This window comes from Brevundimonas sp. GW821-FHT12E07, assembly GCF_058807035.1.
In genome coordinates this window covers 2,501-5,460 of record NZ_JBXAQH010000008.1, presented here as the reverse complement: position 1 = coordinate 5,460, position 2,960 = coordinate 2,501, and the positions used below count along the sequence as shown (strand labels likewise).

At 54.3% G+C, this 2,960-nt stretch carries 1 tRNA gene and 2 rRNA genes (1 of these 3 cut by a window edge); all 3 read right to left on the bottom strand.

Annotation, left to right across the window (positions count from 1 at the left end):
- Positions 1-64: 64 nt before the first annotated feature.
- Positions 65-141: transfer RNA gene (locus AC1ROD_RS18930), tRNA-Met, on the bottom strand.
- A 79-nt stretch (positions 142-220) separates the two neighbouring features.
- Positions 221-335 (bottom strand): 5S ribosomal RNA (gene rrf, locus AC1ROD_RS18925).
- Between the two features lie 72 nt (positions 336-407).
- A 23S ribosomal RNA gene (locus AC1ROD_RS18920) occupies positions 408-2,960 on the bottom strand (it continues 228 nt past the right edge of the window).

Sequence of the window (2,960 nt, the reverse complement as noted above, 5' to 3'; positions counted from 1 at the left end):
CGTCGGGTTGGCCAGAACGCAAAACGCCCCCGGGCTTTTGGCCAGGGGGCGTTTTGTTGATGTTTGGGTGCGGGAGCAGGATTTGAACCTGCGACCTTCAGGTTATGAGCCTGACGAGCTACCGGGCTGCTCCATCCCGCGGCAAACGGTCGAGTGAAGGAAGGTGTTCGAGAGAGAGCTCGTGTTGAGCTGTTCCTACAGTTTGATATCCGCTTGGTAGACCCGGCGGCGACCTACTCTCCCACGCCTTGAGACGGAGTACCATTGGCTCTGGAGGGCTTAACGACCGAGTTCGGGATGGGATCGGGTGGGGAACCTCCGACATAGCCACCAGGTCAACCAAGCGGATATCGTACTGTAAGAGAAGACATTGTCGTATTCGAAAATCGAATGAGTTTTGCTGAGAAACGATCAAGCCGATCGGATTATTAGTACCAGTAAGCTTCACACGTCACCGCGCTTCCACACCTGGCCTATCAACGTGGTAGTCTTCCACGATCCTCAGCGAAGCCTTGTTTTGAGGTTAGTTTCCCGCTTAGATGCTTTCAGCGGTTATCTATTCCATACTTAGCTACCCTGCTGCACAGCTGGCGCCATGACAGGTACACCAGAGGTATGTCCATCCCGGTCCTCTCGTACTAGGGACAGATCCTCTCAAGCTTCGAACACCCACGGCAGATAGGGACCAAACTGTCTCACGACGTTCTGAACCCAGCTCACGTACCACTTTAATCGGCGAACAGCCGAACCCTTGGGACCTGCTCCAGCCCCAGGATGTGATGAGCCGACATCGAGGTGCCAAACTTTGCCGTCGATATGGACTCTTGGGCAAAATCAGCCTGTTATCCCTAGAGTACCTTTTATCCGTTGAGCGATGGCCCTTCCACTCGGGACCACCGGATCACTATGGCCGACTTTCGTCTCTGCTCGACTTGTCAGTCTCGCAGTCAGGCGGGCTTATGCCATTGCACTCGACGACCGATTTCCGACCGGTCTGAGCCCACCATCGCGCGCCTCCGTTACACTTTAGGAGGCGACCGCCCCAGTCAAACTACCCACCACGCCATGTCCCGGGACCGGATAACGGCCCTCGGTTAGACGTCAACGACAGTAAGGGTGGTATTTCAAGGATGGCTCCACCGGTGCTGGCGCCCCGGTTTCATAGCCTCCCACCTATCCTACACATACGGTCGCTAACGCCAAGGCGAAGCTATAGTAAAGGTTCATAGGGTCTTTCCGTCTGACCGCGGGAACCCCGCATCTTCACGGGGAATTCAATTTCACTGAGCCTATGCTGGAGACAGTGGGGAAGTCGTTACGCCATTCGTGCAGGTCGGAACTTACCCGACAAGGAATTTCGCTACCTTAGGACCGTTATAGTTACGGCCGCCGTTTACCTGGGCTTCAGTTCGACGCTTTCACATCTCCCTTTAACCTTCAGGCACCGGGCAGGCGTCAGACCCTATACGTCGCATTGCTGCTTCGCAGAGCCCTGTGTTTTTGCTAAACAGTCGCTACCCCCTGGCTTGTGCCACTCTGCAGAGGTTGCCCTTAGCAGAGTCACGCTTATTCCGAAGTTACGCGTGCAATTTGCCGAGTTCCTTCAGCATAGTTCTCTCAAACGCCTTGGTATGCTCTACCTGACCACCTGTGTCGGTTTCGGGTACGGTCTCTGCTGGAGTTATTTCCAGGGACAACTTCCCTGCCAGGACAATCCAATAAGCCCTGACAAGTTGCGCCATCCGTCACTTCCAGCTGGTGCAGGAATATTTACCTGCTTCCCATCGACTACGCTTTTCAGCCTCGCCTTAGGGGCCGACTAACCCTGCGCAGATTAGCTTTACGCAGGAACCCTTGGTCTTTCGGCGGGAGTGTCTCTCACACTCCTATCGTTACTCATGTCAGCATTCTCACTTCCGATACCTCCAGCCAGGCTCACGCCTGACCTTCACCGGCTTACGGAACGCTCCGCTACCGCGCACATAAAGTGCACCCATATCTTCGGCGACTGGCTTGAGCCCCGTTACATTTTCCGCGCAGGATCGCTTGATCAGTGAGCTGTTACGCTTTCTTTAAAGGATGGCTGCTTCTAAGCCAACCTCCTGATTGTCAAAGCAATCCCACATCGTTTCCCACTTAGCCAGTACTTGGGGGCCTTAGATGATGGTTAGGGTTGTTTCCCTTTTCACGACGGACGTTAGCACCCGCCGTGTGTCTGCCCGATAGTTCTCTTAGGTATTCGGAGTTTGGTTAGTATTGGTACCGCTCGCGCAGCCCGCAACCATCCAGTGCTCTACCCCCTAAGGAATTCGTCGGACGCTCTACCTAAATAGATTTCGCGGAGAACCAGCTATGTCTGGGTTTGATTGGCCTTTCACCCCTATCCACAAGTCATCCGAGAATTTTTCAACATTCACCGGTTCGGTCCTCCAGTAAGTGTTACCTTACCTTCAACCTGCTCATGGATAGATCACCCAGTTTCGGGTCGTCATACGTCGAACTTAGCGCCCTGTTCAGACTCGCTTTCGCTGCGCCTACACCTAACGGCTTAAGCTTGCTCGACACATGAAGTCGCTGACCCATTATACAAAAGGTACGCCGTCACCTCGCTTGGAGGCTCCGACTGCTTGTAGGCTTCCGATTTCAGGATCTGTTTCACTCCCCTTGTCGGGGTGCTTTTCACCTTTCCCTCACGGTACTTGTTCACTATCGGTCGTAGAGGAGTACTTAGGCTTGGAGGGTGGTCCCCCCATGTTCAGACAGGATTTCACGTGTCCCGCCCTACTCGAGTCTCTTGCTGTTTGACGCCTACGGGGCTTTCACCCGCTATGGCCGACCTTTCCAGATCGTTCGGCTTTATTTCACAAGAGCACTGGCCTGGTCCCGGTTCGCTCGCCACTACTACGGGAGTCTCGGTTGATGTCCTTTCCTCCGGGTACTGAGATGTTTCAGTTCCCCGG